The sequence below is a fragment of the Anoxynatronum sibiricum genome (genome assembly GCF_039414295.1).
GTDB lineage: Bacteria > Bacillota > Clostridia > Peptostreptococcales > Tindalliaceae > Anoxynatronum > Anoxynatronum sibiricum.
The window spans coordinates 1-18,024 of the sequence record NZ_JBCITM010000026.1 but is presented as its reverse complement, the minus strand read 5'-3'; the positions used below and the strand labels follow the sequence as shown (position 1 = coordinate 18,024).

15 protein-coding genes are annotated in these 18,024 nt (G+C 44.4%); all 15 read right to left on the bottom strand.

Annotated elements, in window-relative coordinates; genetic code table 11:
* Positions 1 to 20: 20 nt before the first annotated feature.
* The 15 genes from AAIG11_RS16325 to AAIG11_RS16255 all read right to left on the bottom strand — a co-directional run bounded on the left by AAIG11_RS16325 (position 21) and on the right by AAIG11_RS16255 (position 17,769).
* On the bottom strand, positions 21 to 1,139 hold the full coding sequence (locus AAIG11_RS16325) for a DegT/DnrJ/EryC1/StrS family aminotransferase (protein WP_343187305.1): 1,119 nt from the start codon (positions 1,137 to 1,139) through the stop codon (positions 21 to 23).
* Positions 1,140 to 1,154: 15 nt separating this feature from the next.
* Positions 1,155 to 1,532, bottom strand: a complete 378-nt coding sequence (locus tag AAIG11_RS16320) for an HAD family hydrolase (protein ID WP_343187304.1) — start codon at positions 1,530 to 1,532, stop codon at positions 1,155 to 1,157.
* Entirely contained in the window at positions 1,532 to 2,119 is a 588-nt protein-coding gene (locus AAIG11_RS16315) for an SIS domain-containing protein (RefSeq protein ID WP_343187303.1), read from the bottom strand. The genes AAIG11_RS16320 and AAIG11_RS16315 overlap by 1 nt, the downstream gene beginning before the upstream one ends.
* A gap of 12 nt (positions 2,120 to 2,131) precedes the next feature.
* Entirely contained in the window at positions 2,132 to 3,640 is a 1,509-nt protein-coding gene (locus AAIG11_RS16310) for an NTP transferase domain-containing protein (RefSeq protein ID WP_343187302.1), read from the bottom strand.
* 10 nt (positions 3,641 to 3,650) lie between these two features.
* Positions 3,651 to 4,664, bottom strand: coding sequence for a hypothetical protein (locus tag AAIG11_RS16305; RefSeq protein WP_343187301.1), 1,014 nt, complete (start codon positions 4,662 to 4,664; stop codon positions 3,651 to 3,653).
* Positions 4,665 to 4,887: 223 nt separating this feature from the next.
* Complete coding sequence (locus tag AAIG11_RS16300) at positions 4,888 to 5,202, bottom strand: nucleotidyltransferase domain-containing protein (RefSeq protein ID WP_343187300.1); 315 nt, start codon at positions 5,200 to 5,202, stop codon at positions 4,888 to 4,890.
* A gap of 2 nt (positions 5,203 to 5,204) precedes the next feature.
* The gene (locus AAIG11_RS16295; RefSeq protein WP_343187299.1) at positions 5,205 to 5,606 is read right to left on the bottom strand and encodes a nucleotidyltransferase substrate binding protein; all 402 of its coding nucleotides are present in this window, start codon (positions 5,604 to 5,606) and stop codon (positions 5,205 to 5,207) included.
* 71 nt (positions 5,607 to 5,677) lie between these two features.
* Positions 5,678 to 6,202, bottom strand: a complete 525-nt coding sequence (locus AAIG11_RS16290; RefSeq protein WP_343187298.1) for a winged helix-turn-helix transcriptional regulator — start codon at positions 6,200 to 6,202, stop codon at positions 5,678 to 5,680.
* A 125-nt stretch (positions 6,203 to 6,327) separates the two neighbouring features.
* On the bottom strand, positions 6,328 to 7,353 hold the full coding sequence (locus AAIG11_RS16285) for a Wzz/FepE/Etk N-terminal domain-containing protein (protein WP_343187297.1): 1,026 nt from the start codon (positions 7,351 to 7,353) through the stop codon (positions 6,328 to 6,330).
* Between the two features lie 12 nt (positions 7,354 to 7,365).
* Positions 7,366 to 10,455 (bottom strand): O-antigen ligase family protein, encoded by a 3,090-nt coding sequence (locus tag AAIG11_RS16280; protein ID WP_343187295.1) that lies wholly within the window; start codon positions 10,453 to 10,455, stop codon positions 7,366 to 7,368.
* A 114-nt stretch (positions 10,456 to 10,569) separates the two neighbouring features.
* Complete coding sequence (locus AAIG11_RS16275) at positions 10,570 to 11,979, bottom strand: stalk domain-containing protein (RefSeq protein WP_343187294.1); 1,410 nt, start codon at positions 11,977 to 11,979, stop codon at positions 10,570 to 10,572.
* Between the two features lie 322 nt (positions 11,980 to 12,301).
* Positions 12,302 to 14,227 (bottom strand): S-layer homology domain-containing protein, encoded by a 1,926-nt coding sequence (locus AAIG11_RS16270; RefSeq protein ID WP_343187293.1) that lies wholly within the window; start codon positions 14,225 to 14,227, stop codon positions 12,302 to 12,304.
* A 167-nt stretch (positions 14,228 to 14,394) separates the two neighbouring features.
* Positions 14,395 to 15,600: a hypothetical protein gene (locus AAIG11_RS16265; RefSeq protein ID WP_343187292.1), complete on the bottom strand. Its 1,206-nt coding sequence runs from the start codon at positions 15,598 to 15,600 to the stop codon at positions 14,395 to 14,397.
* 172 nt (positions 15,601 to 15,772) lie between these two features.
* Positions 15,773 to 16,594 carry a stalk domain-containing protein gene (locus AAIG11_RS16260; RefSeq protein ID WP_343187291.1) on the bottom strand — a complete coding sequence of 274 codons (822 nt, stop codon included), beginning with the start codon at positions 16,592 to 16,594 and terminating at the stop codon, positions 15,773 to 15,775.
* 8 nt (positions 16,595 to 16,602) lie between these two features.
* Positions 16,603 to 17,769 carry a TolC family protein gene (locus tag AAIG11_RS16255; protein WP_343187290.1) on the bottom strand — a complete coding sequence of 389 codons (1,167 nt, stop codon included), beginning with the start codon at positions 17,767 to 17,769 and terminating at the stop codon, positions 16,603 to 16,605.
* Between the last annotated feature and the right edge of the window lie 255 nt (positions 17,770 to 18,024).

Genomic DNA, 18,024 nt, shown 5'->3' with positions numbered 1-18,024 from the left:
CTATTCCCACCTACTTCTCCTTAAGCCCATAGGCCTTTTATAATTGAACATATTCTCTCAAGATCCTCATCCGTCATCTTAGTATCAGATGGCAAGCACACACCATTCTCAAATAACTTTTCACTTACATCGCCACCAACATAATCATACTTAGCGAAGAATGGCTGCCTATGCATCGGCTTCCACACAGGTCTTGACTCTATATTTTCTTTCTCTAATGTTTCCATCACATCTAGTGGCCTTACTGAACCACTCAAAGTCATCACACTTAGCCAGTAATTAGGTTCATTCCAATCATTAATAGGCATGAATTCTACACCATCTAATTGAGCAAGTTCTCTCTTATAAAACTCGAAGATATATTTCTTCTTAGCTACTCTCTTATCTAGAACTTTAAGCTGTCCTCGACCAATCCCAGCAACCACATTGCTCATACGATAATTGAACCCTAATTCGCTATGCTGGTAGTGTCTTGCTTGATCTCTTGCCTGAGTGGACCAGAATCTAACTTTCTTAATCTTCTCCTCATCATCAGAAACAAGCATACCTCCCCCTGAAGTAGTGATGATCTTATTTCCATTAAACGAGAACACTCCAAATTTTCCAAAGCTTCCAGTATGTTTTCCTTTATAATAAGCTCCTAGTGACTCGGCAGCATCTTCAATCACCGGTACATTGTACTTATTGCAAATCTCCATGATCTTATCCATATCAGCTGATAGACCATATAAATGCACCACTAAAACAGCCTTGATTTTATCTCCGTATTTCTCAAAGGCTGCCTCTAATGCTTTAGGACACATATTCCAAGTTTCATAATCACTATCTATAAATACTGGAGTAGCGTTCTGATATATAATAGGATTAGCAGTAGCAGAGAAAGTAAGACTTTGACAAAGAACAATATCCCCTTCACCAACGCCTACAGCCTTAAGTGCTAAATGAATGGCTGCTGTTCCAGATACTAAAGCAGCAGCATGTTTTGAACCCATCTTAGCTGCCAGTTCTTTTTCAAATTCATTGACATTAGGTCCTAGTGGAGCTACCCAGTTTGTATCAAAGGCTTCCTGTACATATTGCATTTCATAACCCTCATCACTCATGTGGGGAGAGCTTAACCATATTTTTTTTACTAACATTCAATCACCTCCACCTTAAATACGCTTATCAATTACAACGTTAATATGAAATGGCCCATCTCTTTGAATATTGACAGCATGTGCCGTTAATAAGCCTTTTGGTTTTTTATCGTTAATTAAAATTCGCTCACCTATGGGTAAATTAAATAGTATGTGATCAAATCTAACTCCATTTTCTACCAAAAACCGTTTTGTTTCTTCTTGAACGTCAGTGCTCCTTGCTGTTAGAATAAGCACCACATCTTTTTCAGGCAAATTATCCAGAAACTCTTTAATGCCTGGGTTTAACCTTTCATTCCCTTCCTTATAGCCATTGTGCTTTACCATGGTTCCGTCTAAATCAAGGATCCATGTTTTGGGCAAGCTGGATAGAACAAGCTTGTTCTCTTCCATTATTTCAGCTCCCTCAAGGTTTCTCCAATGCTGCCGGCAGGGTGATTGTTCTTAAATTCCTTCAGTGATATGTTCATCCGATCACGGAGCATCATTGCTAATCCCTGCAGTAAGATTAAGTAAACGCTGGTTGAGTTGTTTGGTATAATGTCCCATCCATCGCCTTCACTTTCAAGATCTAGGATGATGGAGTGGTTCAACAGTTTTATCAGCTTGGAGTTTCTGTTGAATGAAATCAGCCAAATCTCTGCTTTACGTTCTAACAGATGATTCGCTAAAAGTATGGATTCTTCGGTATTGCCACTTTTTGTTAACAGCAGTACGATATCATTTTCTTTGATGACTCCTAAATCACCGTGTAGCGCCGTATGTGTATTTAGGAAAACAGCGTTGATTCCCAATGAGTTAAGTGTACCAATAAACTTTTCGCATATGGGCACATTTTTGCCTAATCCTGATGCTATGATTTTTCCTCCCGCATTGAGTTTTTCCTCAAGGGTATTCAGCAGTATTTCAAATTTTTTGGCGTCTACCGAGCTGATGGAGTTACTGATTGTGTGAATGGTTTTTTCAAAGTAGTCAATCATCACCGTTCTCCCCTATCTTAAAAACTCATCAAGGTAATAGATCCCGTTATAAAAAGCTGCGCATATAGCATCATAATCTTCCCATGTGTAAGTTGTCAAAGATAACCAGATGATCGCATGGAGAAACTTGATTTTGTCTGTGTCAACCTTGCCCAGGCTTCTTAAATAGTAGTCACTTAACTCTCTCCATCCGCTGGTTTTAATGGTTAACTGTGCGCCTTTTTCATCCATGCTTAGCTGAAAGTTCTTATTGTTAAATTGATCGTAATCTCCGTAGATGGAATAGTATAATTTGGCCCAATCGTAATCACTATCGCCGTAAACTCTTAGACTGCCAAAGTAGCCTCTGGGATCAATCAGCTTAATATCCATCGCTTCATCAACTAAAATGTTTGAAAAAGTGCAATCGCCATGGATCACAGAAAAATGTGTGTCTGGCATGATTTCTTTTACCTTTTGTTTAAACGCATCCGTGTGGTGAAATATGTTTCTACATGCTTTTCCATTTATGACTATCTCTTTGTTTTCTGCAAAAGGAATGAGGCGTCTGACGGATTCGATTCGCTTAAGGGTCTTTGTGTAATATGTTTCGTACACGCTAAAATAGTCTCTCGGCGAAGGCTCTAAGTTATGTAAGTCTTTCATGGTAACAATCAGCTTATGGATTACCGTTTTTTTCTCTTCCCTTGACAAGTTGGTTTGAAAGAGATTTATCCCCTTGATCTTTTCCATGGTTAATGGGTCATAGCTGTAAATCTTAGGGATTTGCCGGTATCCTTGGCTTGCCACTTTTCTATACCAGTTTTTTTCATTGACTGATAATGCTTCACCCTGGCTATCAATTGGCATTTTGATAACCTTATTATCACATACTTGAATTTTATTAAAAGGTCTGCAGCGCATGTGCTCACTCATTCTTTGTCTGATAGCTTCAACAGTGCCATATTCCCGTGCACCATCAAGGTCTAAACCCTCACATTGAATCTCCTTTTGGCTTAACCATTTAACGAATTCACCAGTGGTGGGTACTTGGTCTAAAAGCTGTTTGCTTTTAAAGATGAATACGCCTGCAACGCCATGTATCGTTGATTTTTTATGGGTAAATACATTTTCAGCAAAGGACCATCTGCATTCAAACCCTTTCGAAAGTCCCACATAGTTTTTTTCTTCAAGATTGTCTAGTGAAAATTTTTCGCCTAAAACTAAATCTGACCATATCAACATCAAAGGTTGGTTTTCAGGCAGCCAGGACATAGCTTTTCTGACGCCCCCACAAGTTCCTTTCTCATCCGCTTCCACGAACAAATACTCTACATTTGAAAACACTTCCAGGTATTTTTCCAAAACCTCTTTCTTGTAATCTCCTATGATCACAAATTTCTTGTGGGGAAACTTTCTGAACAAGTGAAATAACATCGGCAAATTGTCAATGGGACAAAGTGCCTTCGGCTTGTTCTCCGTGAAATGTTCTAATCTAGTGCCTTTGCCGCCTGCTTGAACGACAATATAGTTGACTACCATCTCATCACACCTAACCTAATAAGCTTAGTACGTTGCTCACTATTGTTTCTACATTACTGCCATTGTATCTAAACTCATGCAACTCACTGTTTACTTGCCACTGGGACAGTCTATAAAAATCTGACCACGGGTAGTCCGTAGAGTCGATGGCGATGATCTTTGCATCTGAGTGAACCACTAAATCAAAAAATCCACTTCTAGTACCAATGACAAAACCACAGTAATTGGCTAAACCCACTGCTTCTCCAATGGTGAAGTGAATCGCCATTGTCCCTTTAATTGGCGTCTGATTTCCAATGGTGCTCGTTATTAATTGATAACCCATTGTTGAGAGCTTCTCTGAAATCTTCTCGTAAATGATGAACGGAACCCCGGAGATACTATGGGCGTATGGGTTGAAGATGATTGTTTTTTTCTTCTTGATATCAAATTTGTCAATTAGGTAACTGATATCATGTATGCTTTTTAAGTCTTTAAGCTTTCTTGGCTTTGAATGCTGAGGTATTTGATAGATCGTTTTGGTCAATGTGATGACATCAATTGTCTTGTTGTATTTCAAGTAGTCGCTTCTGATGTAGGTAGTGCAAAAGGTATTTATAAATCTTGGATGATTGCGCCTGAAAATATAACCCAAGTCAGACTTGAAAAAAAGCATTAACACTCCATGAATAAATTTAGAAATATGAAGAATATGATGGTAGCTACCTTCAAAGTAATGATATGTTTCTGCATTTGTATTTGGTGCAACAATTGTAATATGATCAATTCTATTCACTTCTTTATATGTATCTAAGAAGGCCAGTGAAATGCATGCATCTCCAATGCTGTTGAATGTCATTATATAATTTGTTTTTTTGTTTTTTATCAAGTAATATTTAGCAATGAGCCATCCAAACAGGTATGCCGTCATAACCTGTAATAAAGTGATTGCCTTTGTTTTTTTCAGTTTCTTCCCCTCATTTCCCGCTTTAGCAACAAGACCAATTGCATTTGTTGCTTCAATCCATTTCTTCGATGTAAGCACAAAGCTATTAAGCCCCGCTTGATTTTTAAACCCCTCGAATTCGATGGGATTAAAATCTAGGTTGAAATATAGTCTTCATTATTTACTGTGTTGATGACAACTTCTCTTCCTTGGACATCGATTTTATTGTTTTTAGGTTTCATGGTTGTCTCCCTTCATCACAGCATTCTAAAGCTTGTTCATGTATGTTTAACATTTTGAACTTGTAAATAATCCTTAGTAGCTATTTTTTAGAATTTCTTTTGTAAATCGACTTCCCTACACTATCAATGTGTTTTTTTAACGCTTCATTTGAAATGTCATTATAGTTTAAAACATCGAAAAAATAGGGCAATGGATATTCTTCATTTAAATCGTCACTTATTCTTCTTAAAATCTTTCTATCGATGTTTTCTCCTACAATAGCTAAATCAACATCAGAACCTTTTTTATAATTTCCCATGGCTCTGCTGCCAAATAGAATAACTTCTTCAATTTCTGAATACTTATCAACAGCTTCTATAATAAAGTTTAAATCTCTATCAAGTAATCCATTCATTGCTATAGCTCCTTCACTAGCTTATGGTACAGTTTGTTAAGTTCTGGAAAATACACGTTTATAATGTCATTTATCATTTTCTTCGCCATCTCTTCATCATAGGTATGAACTGTTAAGTTGCTATCTGAAAGGGCGTCAATCCAAACGTGGCCATCATCAATCAAACCCATTTGGTAGGCCTGTTTAATGGCTTCTCTTGGGCTTTTTACACTCATTTCTTGCGCTTCAAGATAATCTTTCATCAACTTCCAAGCAAGTTCAAAAGAAATTTCAAAGAACTGAATAATACCTGCTCTTTCGAGTTCTGTTTCAATGGGTTGGTTACTATATTGTTTCAATAGCTTGTATGATTTTTCAAAATTGGTAAACCGCTGTTTCCATCTGATCTCCTTCAGTGTATCCATTTGGAGACTCCTTTCAACTGATTAATTGGTTAGTTGGTCAGTGGTCGTGAACAGCCACTGTTATGGTTTATCTATAACTTCTCCAGCAGGTTGATGGTGGGGTTGGTGTAAGCCAGGCTGCTGTGGGGTTGGTTGGGCAGGCAGTGCACCAGGGGCACTTTGGGTTCCTGGGCACTTTCCATGTCATTAATGACGATGATAGCGGGGTTGTTCAGCTCTTCCACGGCGGTCACCACCAGGGCCCCGATTTCGTCGTCTGTGTGGAGGACGTAAAGGGCCGGGTGCTGGGTGAGGAGCTGGGTAAAGGTGGTTTTCATCACCTCTTTGGTGTGATTGATGGCGTTGTAGTGGCGTTTAATGTAGTTAACGGTTTTGTTGGCTTTCTCTGCCATGCCTTTGGGGGTGAGCATATAGGCCACCCGGTGGGCGGGGATGGATTCAATTTTAATGAGGCCTTCTTTGGCCATTTTTTTCAACAGCAAATTGACGCTGCCCAAAGAGAGCCCGGTGTGGCGGGAGAGGTCCCGCTGGGTGGCGTCGGGATTGGCGTCGATTTGGGTGAGGATCATATGTTCTTTGTCGTAAGTTGAGTTCATCTTAAACCTCCAAAAATAACCCTGTGTTCAATTGTTGAACGCAGGGTTATCGTATCATGGGAATGTGTCGTTGTCAAGGTGTGGAAAGAAATGGTGTAGAAGAATTGGGTGGGCTCTGGAGCTGGTTACTGTTGAAGTTTTGATTTCTGCCAATATTCGATGAAGAAGGCCATGAAGACGCCAACCATCAAGCCCAATACCAGGGCAATGGCCAGGTTTAAGCTGGTGCGGGGAGAAACTTTGCGAAGGGGTGAGCCACCCATGTAATCGGTGGCTGCCCGCACCACTCGTACAGGGGCCGTTTCAGGCTGGTTCAGCTGTTTAATAACGAGGTTTGCCTCATCTTTTAGTTCATCCAGTTGTACTTTTAGCTGGTTCAGTTCCATTTCTGCCTGAGTGACGGTTTGAAGCCTGGTCAGGTAGGAAGGGTTGGTTTCCTGGGTGCGTACCACGGTGGTGCGGTTGGCGTTGGGGTCAGCTATAGCCATGGAGGGGTCATCCAGCAGGGCCCTCTCCAAGGTGATGTAGGGGTCGGTGGCTTCCAGCTGGGCACGGTTGGTGGCCAGGTTCATTTCGGCTGTTTGAATGGCACGTTGTTTTCGGCTCACTTCCTGGTTTAAGGCTCTCGTGATTTCATCTACGGTGATGCGGTTGAACTGGAAGGCCATTTCGTCCACCAGCCCCAACAGGGCGTCTTCTTCTGTTCCCTGAAGGTTGATTTGGAATAGGTAGGGGTTCAGGGAATTAATTTCAATGGTTTCCATGAGGCGGTTAATAGGGCGGGCCACAAAGCCCTGTTCTATCATGGCGGCTTCCACCACTTCGGGGCTGTTGATGAACATTTGCGCGTTACGAATGTTCATTTCATTCCGGTCGTTGAAGGAAACCAAGGAAAGGCGATTGCTGAGAATCTCCTGAAGGTTCTCTTCAGTGGTGTACCGATCGGGGCGGTTCATGCTGACGATGACCCGGGCTTCATGCACTGGGGTCATGATCCCAATTGTGACGGCGGCGGCCAGCACCACAGCTGCCAAAGTGATGGCAGCAATTTTTTTCCAGTGTTTCAGCAGGGCCTCGATAAGCTCCCGAAGGCTGATTTCTTCTTCGTAAGTACCATTGGGCTGGGGGTGGTGATATTTTTCTTCTGGCATGGTTGGTCTCCTTTATTCGTGATTGATTTGCTGCGCCACCAGTCCTCGAATGGTGAAACTGCCGGGATCAGCATCTGGATCTCCTTCTGGGTGAATGCCGGGGTGATCGAAGCGAATATACTGGTCTTTTGCCGGGTCTATGTCGTCTGAAGTGGTGAAGGTGAAAGCAACTGACAGGGATTCTGTTTCTTCAGGTGTGAGGATGTGGTGGTGCTGTACCCGGTGGTCTTCGCTGTCTGCGGCGATGACGTATACCGACAGGGGGTTGTGGAGAGAAATCTCCGCAAAATCCACCCACACCTGATAAGTGGTGTCCGGTTGCAACTGGATATTGGGGGTGTAGGCCAAGCCCAGGTCTGTGCCGGTATTGGTGGTGATCAAGCCCTCTGGAGTGAGAGTGGTGACCAGTTGGGCGTCTTCGCGGCCCCAGGCTCGCCAGGCTCTTTCTGCACCGGTGGCATGCTCCAAGTCGAGGAAACTGACAAACACAGGGTTTTCTGATGGATTTAAGGCAAAGGGTAGACTGCCTGCGGCAAACTCCTGCCATGCCCGAAGGTGCATCAGATTGCTTTTAAAGGCACCAGTGATGGCCAGGGGCACTTCCGCCCGTTGGTTGGCCTGCTGATGAAGCTGAAAGAGCTGAAGGCCTTCCTTGGCGGTTGCAGCCAACGTTTGTTCTGGCAACGAGTTCGCATCTGTCTGATTACCCGCCATATACTTTATCAAGCCCAAATAGGCATCTGAAACATCTTCATAGCCTACTCGATCCAATGGTGCCTCATTGATGCGCTGTAGCAGAAGGGTCCTAGCTTCATCGTGATTTTTTTGGTAAATTTTCAGATTCGCTCCTGCCATCAACAGCTCCCGGTGTCGAGGCGCATAACGCACGCCTTGCTGCCAGTGTTGATCTGCCACCGTTAAGATGGCTGGGTCACCGGTGGTACTGTAAAATTGCAACAGGTTTCTCAGCAGATCCATTCTGTAGTCTGGCCGCAAGCGATCCAGAGAAGCTGCCTGTTCCAGGGTATCATAGGCCAATTGAGTTTCTCCCATTTGACCGTAGAGATTTGCAGTTTCATGACTTCTGGCGGCACCCCACGAGGTCATGGCCAATATCATTGGTGGCACAAGAACCAGGGCCACTGCCCACCCGGGCAAGCTTGCGCAGAAGAACCATGGCAGTTTTCCTGAGTCTGATTTGGCCTTCATTGTGAGGAATCCCTTGGGAGGCTGCAGCAGCGCCAGCAGTATCCAGAAAAGAAAAAAGGTGGATAAATAGCTGAAGTTAAAATCAAGGAAACTGTGCCCCAGCAAAGACAATGCTGCCACATGCAATGATGTCTGCAACAAAAGCTCTTGTCTAAACACCCGGTATAAACCCCACAAAATGAGGCCTACCATACCTGCCAGGAGCATGAGACCTATGATGCCTGCCTCCACAGCAGTTTGAAGGAAGAAGTTATGCACCTGGCGACTGTAGTATGGCTGACTCTGATACTCCCGATAGAGGGCATCCCAGGCACCGCCACCGGCACCCAAGGGGTGTGTTCTCAGAATGGTCATGCTGTCCCGGTAATAGGCCAGGCGGGTATCTGCACTGCTGGTTTCTCTGTCAATGCTTTCAAATCGTTGTACCAGTGCTTCTGGCAAGAAGCGATACTGGAGGGGAATGGTGTCAGTAACCGAAGCTTCCAGGTGAACCAGCGTGGCACTTTTGAATGTGACAGCGGTTTCTTCAAAGTGATTGCGGAATACAAATCTTAAGGCCATGGTGTCTTCCAGGGTTTCAAAGGGGATGATCACCTCACCAGAGGCCTCGACTTCCCCCAAATGCTGCAAGATCCGCGTTCTTTCTCCTGTCGCATTTTCAGAAACCACCTGCACCAGCCAGGGCCACTGCTCTTCGTTCCCCCCCCGGGTTTCCAGCTGAAGACGAAGCTCATATTCCGTTAGCGGTTGCCTATCGGCCAATGTACGAGTAATGGTTTGATTGCGGGGCTCTTCACGGTCAAGATTGTCGAACACTAAGGGTTCTGTGGCCTGGAGGGCCACCATCAAAAAAAGTGCGGCAGCCAGCAAAATGGCTCCCAAAACGCCAAAGAGCCCTTTTTTAAGATGAGGATACTGCTGTGACTGTAAGAGACTTTCCAGCCGACTGAAGAGTCGCAGGAGGGCCAGCAGCAGGACTGCAAAAGCCGCCACTGCCACCAGTATGATGACGAAAACCCTGAGTCCACCGGCATCTTCCCCTGTGGTGGCCCGATAAAAGGGCAACAGTGACACCAGAAGGGGAAATCCGCTGATGACATAGGTAAGCAGCATCAAGAGTCTGTTTTTGCCGGGAATAAGCACCAGGTAGCCCAGGGCCACTATTGGAAACAGAAGCCAGGCAGCCCGGGAATAGGTGAAGACAAACACAAACAACATGAAAAAGCCAACGCTGCCATAGGCCACCTTTTTCCATTGTTGAGTGGATTCCAGCATAAGACCGGCAGCAATGAAGTATAAAGTCATCATCCATGCAGCCAAGGTGTTGGGGTACTGAAATGTCCCCGCCAGACGGTTACCCATAATGAGGTTGGGGTATTCCCATATGCCTGCAGCTCCCAGCAAAGAGGTCATAGCAACAACGATTCCCGCCAACAGTATCAGGTTTAAAAGTATTCGCGTGCAGGCTCCTTCGCGGTTCAAGTTGCGCGCCAACAGGAACACGGCAATGGCCACGATATAATAGAGGATCATTGTCAGTGCTTCCCACAGCACCACCCACTGGAAGGTAATCACCGGAACCCAGTAGGCTGCCATCAGGAGGAGCGGGCTCCAACCATGGATAGAGTCCCATAGCACCCGCTGACGAAAAAGGCTGATGAGGATAAAGACGATGACACTCAGCAGCAGAAACAGCATGGCGAACTGGAGCTTGTCTTTGGGAAAAAAAGATCCCCGAGGCAGTGTGGATAGTATCAATAAAAGCCCTGCAAGCATAATAAAGAAGGTTTGCAGTGGCAATACCGCAGCCGGTGAGGCTGCGGTATTGGTGCTTTGACGCTGTGTCTTTTTATCTGTTGATCCCTTTTGATTTGTTTTCAAAACATCACCCACTTATTGGTTTCATAACCTAGCGTTTCAACTCTTTTACCCCCTCTATTTTATGGAATAATGGGGGCGCTGTCAACCAAAGCAGGTTTTATTTAGTTTTGCGAACTCAATGCTCACCTATTCTTCAACAAAGAAGGTGGCGCTTAGTGTGATTTGATCCCATGTGTATTGAACATCCAGGGCTTTTGCCAGGTGAGCCACCGGTATCATGGTTCGTCCTGTTGTCCCGTCACCCACAGGCTGTATTTCTGCCGGGGTGTCCATCATGGCAATCAGTCCATTGACCCGTAATGCAGCATCACCAATGGTTAGTTCCACCGTTTTCTCCCCTTTAATCACTGTGACCCGTCGGCTCACTGGATCCCAATCCACTTGCTGTGCTCCCGTTGCTCTGGCCGCAAAGCTGACGGGCACCATGATTCGGCCACTGCCACCGCCAACATCTTTCACATATGGGGCGACATCTGATGTGGTGGGCACTCCATTAACCCAGTATCCCATTTGACCCACTCTAAAGACCACTTCCTTCTGTGTTGGTTCTATCGGAACCGACGGTTCTTCTGGAATCTCAGGAGTTGCTTCTTCCACCTGTACCACTTCTCCCAGATTCAACCTGACTGATTGCCTTCCATCCTGCAGCAAAGAAACTCTTACACCAAGGTCGCCTATGGCTGTTGCCTGAAGATATAAAGGGAGTTTTATGGTGGCTGCTTCTGCGGAAAAACCTTCGCGCGTCAATGCAACTTCTATCACCTGATGACTGACACGACGCACATTTTCCACTTTCACCTGCGAAGCCCCTTCAATAATAGTCGCTTCTTTCATTCGATTTGTGTTTAAATCACTTCTGGAAGCGGGAAGCCATTCTGCATTCTGCAACTCAACTCGAAAAGTCAACCCACTGGCAGGTATACCGTTGGGGACTTGTTCTGTAAGCACAAGATAAGCGCCCCTTTGCTGATTAACCACATCTTCCATTTGAAGCTGAAGCTGCTCATTGCCAGGGGTTGTCAGTGAGACTTGAACACCTTCATCTCCATTGCTTCCCACCACTTCAGCAAAGGGATAGGTACCGCCACTGACAGCTCCTCCAAAGGGATCTACTGTTACCGTTGCCAACCCAGCTTGAGTTGTTTTGCTGTAGAGAGGAATGCGAATGCTGGCTTTTTCTCCACGGCCTTCAGTGGGGTTTAAAACAAGTTCCAATACTTCACTGGTGAGCTGATTGATTGTTACCGATTCCACTTCCCGAATTTCAACCTCTGTCCTTAATCGGTCAATATTTCCCCATTCTGCATTTTGCAGCTGTAATCTGACAATCTCACCGGATTGAAAATCACCAATGGCATACTCCTCTATTGTGAGTCGTGGAACAATGCCTGGATTCTCTTCAAAATCAAAATTCCGACTCACCGCTGGTACACGATCTACCCAATTGTCACTGGCAGCGTAAACCGGGCTAATGATGAGTGTTACGATGATTCCTGCAATGATCAGGAGCCACTTATTGTGATGTTTCTTAATCATTTTTCTCCCTCCCTGCTGCATTTAGCAGCTATTCGAAAATAATATTCAATCTTAACTCCGGCGGCTGGTTGACATAATTCAAAGCCCTATATGATAATCATATCCACTCAAAATGCCTATAATCAGCATTCCTCTCTTTGTCAATAAGATGTAATGATTTAGTGGGGCAACTATCAGTTAGTAGGGAATAGTGAAAAAGAAGCTGAAAACCATTGCCAAAACATTATCCATCGCTTTGCTGCTCATGCTATTTCCGATACTTTAAAAGCGAGCTGCCAAATTTAACCTTGGCAGCTCGCTGGCATATTTTTTGGGAGTTTGTTTAATCTTCCACAAGAATCCGCGAGGCGACAAAATCATTATCCTCATAGGTTCCTGTAACCAGCACATAGTCATTACGTCGCAAGCCATCTATATCAATTTTCCGATAGTTGCGATCATAAATATCGGTGCTATTGGTAACGTATACCATCACTGTTTCCGAACGGCCGCTTACCGACAGAGTGAACCGGTTACTGTTATCGTAAATGCGTTGAATTTCTCCCTGGATCACTTCGCGGCCTATGTTGCGAACCACATCAATTTCTGTCACCAGTCCGCCTTCAATAAACAGTTCCACTTCTGCATTCATTGGAATATCCAGCAAAGAAGCTTTTTCATCGCGAATGTACACGGCCACGCGGTCTGAAAGGTCAAAGGATACCTCTTTGTCATCTTTGTCAATGATAAAAATCCGATTGGGTCGGGTTGCAATACGCAGTTCTTTGAAAAACCCTTTTTCAACCTGGTTACGACTGGCCCGTGATTGGGTGGCGTCGATGCGAACCACTTCATCCTTTTCCAGCTTCAATTTAACGATATCGCCAGATCTTAATTGGTCAAGATCGCTGCGACGATCATTTAAAAAAATGGAAACGTCGTCGGCTAAACTGTAAGTATCCGTTTGGTTGCCAGAACCTCTCACAGTGATCTGGTAACGAGCGAATTGAACGCTGTCCAGAATCCCTTCAATTTCATCGTATTGTTGATAGGGCTGGAGCTTCAGTACGTAAAGACCATCGTGAAACAGGGTCATCCGGTCGCCCACTTTTATGTCCCGCTCACGCAGCGTACTGCTCCCTGAGATGATTTCAGTATCTTTATTGACTCGGAAGTTCACCCGTTCCGTAAGATTCCGCAGGTTCTCCATCCGATAAACAATATAATCATCCAACTCCGTTTTACTGATGAGTTCACCATCAAAGCGGGTTTGCTCAGGATCAACAATCAGCTTTATAATTTCATTATCTTTGTTCAGATGCAGTACTGCCGTCTGGCTTTTACGCAGGTCTGCCAATCGACTGCTTTTGCTTTTGATTAGAATCTCTGCATCTCTTAAGATATCGTACATTTCAAGCCGATCATTATCGTCCAGTACAAAAAGGCGGCGGGTGTCCTGATTCACTTCTTCAATGGTGCGGGTAATTCTTCTGTCAACAGAAACGTCAGTTTTATCTTCTTCCTTCTCCTCTTCTTTTTCAGGTTCAACTGGTTTGAGGTCGATGATAATGGCACTTTTGTTGCTCAGCACATCATAGCTTTTGTTGGAAACTGCTGCCATCTCTGCCCGGGTAATGGTATTGCGCGGCCTGAAACGATTGTCTTCATAACCAGAGAGAATTTTTTCGTTCACCAAAAAAGCCACGTAAGGCATTGCCGAGCTGCTGATTTGTTCTGCATCAACAAAACTCAGGTTGGAACTTCCTGTACCGGCTTTGCCCTGAGTATCAAGAGCTCTGCCAAAGTAAAGGGCCACTTCTTCACGACTTGCCGGGTTTTCTTTGGCAGTGGTGCCTGAGCCCTCCATGAAAGTCACCAAGTCGGCCATGGTAATAATATTTTTTTCCAGTGCGTAGCTCACAAATCGGTGGGCCCACTGGGGAATACTGGCAGCATTTAAGCTTTGCTGGTATTTGGTGCTAAAATCTGCATTGGATTGCATTTGCCCTGTTTCCTGCAACAGCTTATACACCAGTGTCAGGGTTTGTACTTTTGTCACCGGATCATCAGGTGCATAAATGCGCACATCACTATTGGCTCTCGTAGTGCCGCTAATCACATTTTTTTCAACCATACGGCTCACGTGGGTCCATGCCCAGTGACTGGCATTGATATCCGGAAAACTTACCGCTGCTGCACTGATGGTTGCATTCAAGAAGAGAAGTCCCACTAGAATAACCACCCAGCAACTCTTCTGACCTTTTTTCATACCCATTCCTCCCCTTCTTCTTTGCCTGTTGCTATGCTGCATCCATTGCATTTGGCTGAAAAGCATTTTATCAACGCTTGTGCCTGGCACAGATCTCTTTTCGTTTCTTCACCTTTAAGACGACTCACTACCAAAAAAGTTGCACCCACCAGGAGCTCAACACCTCTTTATACTTCAGTTGCATTCCTGAGAGAAGCCACGTAGTGCCTCCCCTGAGGTGCCGCTGCCAGGTGCTTCATTGCCTGATGAGGCTGTTGCGACGGCAGTGTGCCCGCCAGCAGCTGGGTCTTGTATTGCTGCACTGCTGAAGCCACAGAAACAGTTCCCATCAGTCTGCCATCCTGTGTTTGATGACGGCTGATGAAAACCCCGTGGCGGGTATTGCTCCCACGCGAATCATCGCTGTAGGAGGGAGTAACCGGACGACTGCCAGCAATGGCAAAATCGGTGAAATCTCCATTGGCATTGGCGGGATGTCCGCTGCGGAAGTACCCTTCATATTCATAAATTTCACTTTCCGGCGATTTTTGAATTGCCTGTGCCAGATTGGTTTCAATACGGGTCATGCCATAAGCATCCACATAAGCATAAGCTTCTCCCCTGAAAAGAGGCTTTTCACCAACACGCACATACTGGCGATCCCCTGGCAGGTCTCGGGGATCTATGTAATCGCCGCGGTGGCCATTGGTTTCGTACCATTCTTCTGCTTTACCGGCATATCGAAGGACATGTGATGAGAACCGGGCACTTACCCCCATGTCCTGGAGTTGTTTTGATTTTTGATAGTTAGACAATGCTGAGTCATCGATGACTTTCCGCATATCCTCATTGGCCATGATTAAATTCAGGTAATTATGACTGTCGGCCGGGCTGTGAATTCCATAGTAACCTCTCAGCACATCAAATCGCTGCGTGGCTTCCTGTATGCTCATATCCGAATAAATGCCATAGACTTGTTGGGGGCTGTAGCCATGGGTGGCAATGAAATTCGATGCTGCATTCACTGGTCGGTGCTCTGCTGCGTTGCTCCAGGCTTTGGGATTCTCGGTGCCATGAAGGGATTTATTCCATTCCAACAGGCGATCATGAGCCCGCGCTAAAGAGACGGGTTCAGAAAGTTGACGCTGCTGAAAAGCTCCCGTCGTCTGTTCTGTTATTAGCGAATCACTTCGATAAGCATTCATCTGCTGATAATGCTCTGTTGGTGAAGTTTGTGTCTGGTTCCATGCGCTGTTGAAGACCGCTTCCGGCGTTTGATCTGCAGGAAGTTGAAACACTGCTGCAGCGTTTTCGTTTCTTCTTTGAATCGATTGATTATCATAATCTGCTGTCTTCAATATCATTGTGACAGGCTGATTAATTGAATCAGGCATCAAACCCCTCCACTTCAACTTCAAGAGTTTATTCTTACTTGACATACACTTACTAACAGTTTGCCACTCATGTGTCTGAAAGTCAAGAAAAAAGGGCCTCTCAGGGCCCCACAATAGTTCTTTTGACTGATTTGTCATTTGCTCTTTGTGCTTTCAAAAGCATGGTTCGTTATTATAGCCGAATTTCATAACGCAATGTGTGTCTTTCAGGGAAATTATCGTTGATGACATAGTCTACTTCAAATATCAGATATTCTGTGTCTTCGTCGATGGGACCGAATCGGATCCATCCATTGACTTTATCATCTTCGAAAATATTTTGTGTGAACCAGGTTTGATCAATTTGGTCAAGAACACCAGTAACTTCTGTGTGTTTGTACTCTTTACCATCAATAATCATTCGGGCGGAACGTTGATCAATCATAACAGGCCTATTAATCCTGCCCTCAGTTTCAATTTGAAAAGCTGTTTCCCTTTCATCAATTCTTACATATGGAAGATTAACAATGATGTCTTTTGTCTGAATCCGGATGGGAAGTCTTTGAAAATCGCCACTGGGTCGAATCACTTCTTTTTCGGACTCCTGTTCTTTTTCCTCCACTACCGGCTTTTCTTCAGGTGGAAGTGTGACTATAATCTGTTCAGGCTCAGGCTCTACCCAAGTTACCAAGACACTTTGACTGACAGGGTCCCAACCAACATTAGCTCCCAGCTCTTCCGCTATATATCTGGCAGGTGTATATACACGCCCCCCATAGTTCAGCACTGTCATACCCTCCGGCAGTGGTTTTTTTTCACCATTAAAAATAAACTGAGCATGGTTAAACACAGTGGCCGTTACTGACAACCCCGGCTGTGCAGCTGCGATACCAGTTAAAACGCTTCCTGCCAATAAACCTGCCACAAAAAAGCTTAATCCCTTTAAGTGATGTCCTTTCATAGCAAATGACCTCCTCTTTCCTTTACCAACTTGTGTTCGTATAGTTTGTACCAATAAGTTGGCTATCTTGCAGCCCACGGTTTCAAATACGCTAAGCTCATTTTTTCTTTCTTCGATTCAAGTGATTTAAGCGCATTCTCAAGTTCGCTCACCTGAAATTCTATTTTTGCCACATCCTGAGGAATCACCAATCCCACTTCAAGATTAATTTTGGCTACGTTCAACTGATCCAGCGCCATTTTTAATTGAAGCTCCAGTTCTGCCGCTGTTTTATCCATTTCTTCCATCGACTGATAGAGTTCCCGCAGGCTGTTTTCTGTCTGTCTCTTCATGTTCCCTGCATTTAAGCTTGCCGTGGTTAAATCAATTGCTTTTGCAGAATATGGATCCTGCTCTTGGTTATATACATATAAACGCAAACTTAACTCACTGAGTTCAACGTTACTCTCAAGAGACTTGATCAACGGGTCATTGTTGAGTACCCGTGCTATTTGTGCTGTCAAATTTGGAAGTTCTTCAACAGATGGCGCTTCACGTTCCACCCAATATCTTGATTCTACTGGTTCATTCAACAGACCATTTAGTGTGATAAACTTGCCGTCCAGTTCGACTTTTGATTTTGTAAGTTCATTTTGAGCCGCCTCATAAGCATCCTCTTGTTGAATCAATTGATATCGACTGCTAATCCCCTGCTGTTGGCGTACACGAGCTATAGCTAGTTCTTGCTCAGCCAAGCTAAGTGCCTTTTCTTCCTGGAGAACTTTACGCACTCCCTCTTCAATGTCAATCCACGCAGTTATCACTTGATATTCAATGCGGTCTTCCATTTGCTGGCGATCTCTTCTTACTTGATTGATCTGTGCATCAGCCGCGTATACTCCCAGCGTTGCTTGTTTTGCAATAAACTCTTCAATGGTATACATCGGGTTAAGCGGGTGGTATTCAGGGGCATAAGTATAGCCCACATTTAAGCCCGCTTGATCTCTCATAATCTCACTTCGCTTGAGCTGTTGATTGATACGTTGCAGTTCCAAACTTCTGCTTTTTGCACGCTCTATCAAGTCCTCCAAACTGCGGTTTTCCCAATCAGTTTGTATCTCCAAAACGGTCTCTTCTTCACTGTTTGTTGCAAACACAGGCGACCCATTTGTTAGTACAAAAACAACAATAACTATCAATGCGAGCCATTTACTCCTTATCATGATAATCGCTCCTTCTCTTTCATTCATATAAAGTCTTTTTTTCCACTTGCTTATTCATTACGTTATTGTGATTAAAATGTTTCACCAATTGATTATATCATGTTACCGTCATCATAAGCAAAAGAAAAGAGCCCTTGAAGGGCTCTTTTCTTTTGCTGAGGTTGTCGAAAAAGTCATGTTTTAGAGATGAAACATGGCTTTTTTGCGCTTAGAATCAGTTTTGAGGGGTGATATTGCTTTGAGAAAGGTATTCCTATCCTCTATTATCAAGGATAGTGGCGA